A 4,307-nucleotide genomic window follows, 5' to 3' on the forward strand; every position below is an offset into this window, starting at 1 on the left:
AGAAGCCATAGCAATCAAAAGGCCTTCTAAACTAAAAATAATACCGAACCATATATTCTTTTTTCTCCACTGCTCCGTATCCTTTTTGATTACTTCATTAGATAATGTACTAGACTTCTTTATTAATGCAATTGCACCGATAAATAATATGACTCCAATCAATAAAGACAGGATGATAAGTACAAAAAATGCCCACCCCTGCATTCCTCTAATTCCAATTCCTGCCCAAAGGGTTCCGAAAAATGCCATGAAGATAACTCCAGCTGCTGTACCGCGCACGGCAGATCTGGGGATAGTAGTTTGAGACATCTACTATAACCTCCTTTTTTATTTCAATTAAGAAGTCTTTCTATGTTTATAATTTATAAATCGATTGTACAACTTATTCTATTTAATTATTTAGCAGCTACATTTTATGATTACATTTCGGAAAATCCAGTATTTTCAAGGTTATATTCATAATTGTTTTTCTTATTGGTTTAGTTCATTCATTATTAACTAACCTTTCTCTTAGTCGTCTTGCTATTTAATTTTTTTGTTCATCGAATTATTCCTATACGAAAAAGCACCCTTAAAGTAGAACGGGGACTGACGTTGTATTTGTTGTCACTAACTGTAAATAGTAAAACATTAATAATAAATACAATACTTTATTATTTACTTAACGAATTATAAAACATAGATAAGGTTATTTCCGTCAAAAAACAATTACAATATTTATTTTTAAAGGCATATGTATATGAATCTACAAATCTGGCCAAACTAATAACGTATTCCCCCTATTCCAATAAATTTGAAAATCCTTTGCCTGTATGGACAAAGGATTTTTTTGTCTTCTATATCTTAAAAATAGACACTTCCTCAATGTTTAAAGTTGACAACATCCGTGGTTCGTTTTTAAGATGTATATAATATGTATCTTAAAAACGAAAATTATTAACTTAAAGGAGATAGAACATGAATACTAGTCAAACTAAATGGATTCCTGTTCCTTATTTTCAAATCAATCAAGAAGGTACAATTTTAAATTCTTCAAATATAACCCATACCTATTTTCCTCCTACGTCTAATATATGGAATATTATTCATAAAGAAGATCGAAGTAAAGCGATACCAATGCTCTCGCAGGGTGCTAATTCTGATCCTATAACAAAAAATTTGATTTTACAAACAAGTAATAAGTTATTTGGGAATTTTAAATGTACGATCCAATGGAAAGATGGTATAGGTCACCTCGTATGTACAGAAACCAAGAGTATTGAAGTTCTAGCTGTTACATCTTCATCTGTTCAAAAATCTTTAGTGAAAACCCAAAAACGGTTGGAGGAATCAGAAAAACATTTAGACCATGCTACTAAAATGTTAAGTATAAGAAAACACTAATTCTTTGCATTTCAATACATGAATTTATTCTATGCTGAGCAAACTATCCAAGACACCGTGAGGTATCATATAAGTAACTCTCCTATACTCCGTTTACAAAACCAGAAAAACCAACCTTTAGAGCTCACAGGTTGGTTTTTCTGGTTTATATCCTATATATTTGTAGTTAACATAAAACCTTTTACCGGCATTCATACTTAAAACAGAGAAAGCATCTAGTTGTTTAAAGACTAAATGCTTCCTCTGTTTTAAGTCTTATAAATTTCGTTAGAAGATAACCAATCGATGAATTGTTGATAAGGATAATATGTAGTCCCTTTAAGCTCTATTTTAGGAGCACCAGGATATTTATTTAACAATTCTTCAATTTCACCCTTACTTAAATTAAAATGATAATGTAGATCTTTTTCTTTAATCAGATAAGGATAACTTGGTTTTTTTGAGATTTACCAAAATTCTTTAAACCATCACCTATAAAATAACCAAAGGCAGCTAATCCCACAGCAATCCAAAAAAACTTATTTCCAAAACAAGAACCCTCCTAATTATTTCCACAAAAACCATTTTATCATAAAATTAATAGAAAGATAGTTTGTATACATTATTCGCTTCCACTTAACTAGATTCGTAGGGGATATATATAAATCTTCCATATTGAAAGATCAAGTTAGTTCTGCATGAGATAGAAGTGTAAGAAAAAAGTTAATGTTCATGAATCTCTAACTGAGTTATATAAATAAATACCATTCATATATATTTAATGGTTTATCTAAAATTCATTATGTTATAAAATATAAATCGGTTTTTTAAAGCGAAAAAGAGCTATTTTGTAGAGTGAATTCACAAAATAGTAAATAAAAGGAGAGAAATGAATATGAAACTAAAGATTGGAATTACATGCTATCCAACAGTAGGTGGCTCAGGGGTAGTCGCAACCGAGTTGGGAAAAATGTTAGCTGAAAAAGGACATAAAATTCATTTTATCTCTTCTAGTCTCCCTTTTCGATTAAAGGAAAGAAATTGTAATATTTATTATCATCAGGTTGAGATCAGTCAATATTCTGTATTTCAATACCCACCTTATGATATTGCGTTAGCCAATAAAATGGCTGAGGTTATTAATAGAGAAGAATTAGACATTTTACATGTACATTATGCTGTTCCTCATGCAGTTTGTGCTATATTAGCTAAGCAAATAAGTGGGAGAAATGTGAAAATCGTGACAACTTTACATGGCACAGATATTACTGTTTTAGGAGATGATCCATCTCTAACTGACGCTATTAGATTTGGAATTGAAAAATCGGATACTGTAACAGCTGTTTCTAAATCATTAGTCTCCCAAACTTATGATCTAATTAAGCCTGATAAGCCCATCGAAGCAATATATAATTTCATTGATGAACGAGTTTATCAAAAAATCGATTCAACTTATTTGAAAGCAGAATATGGTATCCCACCAGAAGAGAAAGTCATTATTCATGTGTCAAATTTTAGAGCAGTAAAGCGTGTTACTGATGTTATAAAAACCTTTGCAAAAATTGCAGAGAGCATACCAGCTAAGCTTTTACTTGTGGGAGACGGACCAGAAGTGACGATAATTTGTGACCTCGTTAGTGAACTAAACTTAAGAGGTAAGGTTCTCTTCCTTGGTAAGCAAAGTAACGTGGAAGAGCTATATTCTATGAGTGATTTAATGCTACTTCTTTCTCAAAAAGAAAGTTTCGGACTCGTTGCTTTAGAAGCGATGGCTTGTGGAGTTCCTTGCATAGGAACCAATATTGGAGGAATACCAGAGGTTATTATTGAAGGAGAAACTGGGTTTATTTGTGATCTAGGCGATATAAATACTATTGCCGATAAAGCCATTTATATTTTAACGAATGAGACTATACATAAGTGTTTTTCAGACCGATCTATTCAAGTTGCAAATGAAAAATTTAGAGCAAATCTCATCGTAAAGCAATATGAAGATCTTTATTTCAACTTAATTAGACGAAGTGAATAAGGCAATCTATTAATAAAGTATAAACGACAAGTATAGATAAATTATGTTAACTGGGTACGGATATTTTGAAGCACTAGAGGTACCTAAATTATATTCTTCTCTCCCTGCAGGTGTTATAATATGGATGATTGTATCAGTGAAAGGGGAGAAAAAGATGAACAAACTTGTATTCAAGCAATTTGAAATCGGAAGAGAGTACTTCCTCAAAATCATAGGGGCTGTTTCGGAGGATCAAACTGATGTGCAGCCAGATGGTTTTAACAACACAATTCATTGGCATACAGGTCACGTTTTGACAATTACTGAACAAACTATGTTTGGTTTTCCTCATGCAACAACCCATCTTCCAGCAAACTATATGGAATTGTTCGGAAATGGTACGAAACCAGCCGATTGGACGGGGGATGTACCTACTATGGATGAGCTTATGATACAGCTAAAAGATCAATTGGCTCGTATTCAGCAAATTCCTGCTGAACAGTTAAACAATACCTTGGAAAAGCCATTTCTAGGATGTAAAACCTTTGGAGAGCTGGCGGGTGTTACACTGATGCATGAAGCAACTCATATGGGACAGATTCAGGCAATGAAGCGAATAATTGAACATGTGGGTGTGAAAAATTGAATTTGATAAGATGATATAACAAAGTTATCGACAAGTATAGCTATTTTCTCCTTTTCTTTATGTTAAAAAGAGAGGGTGAGGTTCACGTTATTACCTTGTATTAGATAGGTTTTATAAGATGTCTTCTTCAACTACTGGCTAGTCTGAACTGCACCCCAATTGTTAGACAAAAACTAATAATTGGAGGTGCAGTTTTTTATGTCAAAACACACACTTGAAACAAAGTTAAAAGCTGTAGATTTCTACATCAATAAGCAATATTCATATAAAGAAACAGCTGAGTTATATGGT

Annotated in this window: 3 protein-coding genes and 2 pseudogenes; 3 read left to right on the plus strand and 2 right to left on the minus strand. The window is 32.4% G+C overall.

Translation table 11 applies throughout. From position 1 onward, the window contains the following. Positions 1-309 (minus strand): annotated as a pseudogene (locus AC1DEF_RS28890) (hypothetical protein); the annotation flags it as partial. 648 nt (positions 310-957) lie between these two features. Here AC1DEF_RS28890 and AC1DEF_RS28895 point away from each other — a divergent pair. Beyond that, positions 958-1,383, plus strand: coding sequence for a hypothetical protein (locus AC1DEF_RS28895; protein ID WP_097825595.1), 426 nt, complete (start codon positions 958-960; stop codon positions 1,381-1,383). Between the two features lie 248 nt (positions 1,384-1,631). Here AC1DEF_RS28895 and AC1DEF_RS28900 read toward each other — a convergent pair. Then, positions 1,632-1,891, minus strand: a pseudogene (locus tag AC1DEF_RS28900) (DNA-binding protein). Between the two features lie 360 nt (positions 1,892-2,251). On the opposite strand from AC1DEF_RS28900, the gene bshA reads away from it, so the two are divergent. Continuing rightward, positions 2,252-3,391 carry an N-acetyl-alpha-D-glucosaminyl L-malate synthase BshA gene (gene bshA / locus AC1DEF_RS28905; RefSeq protein ID WP_318331575.1) on the plus strand — a complete coding sequence of 380 codons (1,140 nt, stop codon included), beginning with the start codon at positions 2,252-2,254 and terminating at the stop codon, positions 3,389-3,391. A gap of 154 nt (positions 3,392-3,545) precedes the next feature. Next, entirely contained in the window at positions 3,546-4,016 is a 471-nt protein-coding gene (locus tag AC1DEF_RS28910) for a DinB family protein (RefSeq protein ID WP_097825598.1), read from the plus strand. Positions 4,017-4,307: the final 291 nt, after the last annotated feature.

The organism is Priestia sp. 10L35 (genome assembly GCF_056395685.1).

Bases quoted from the DNA above. Each gene is read 5' to 3' on its own strand.
- bshA (WP_318331575.1), top strand. From the start codon at position 2,252: ATGAATATGAAACTAAAGATTGGAATTACATGCTATCCAACAGTAGGT.
- AC1DEF_RS28895 (WP_097825595.1), top strand. From the start codon at position 958: ATGAATACTAGTCAAACTAAATGGATTCCTGTTCCTTATTTTCAAATC.
- AC1DEF_RS28910 (WP_097825598.1), top strand. From the start codon at position 3,546: ATGAACAAACTTGTATTCAAGCAATTTGAAATCGGAAGAGAGTACTTC.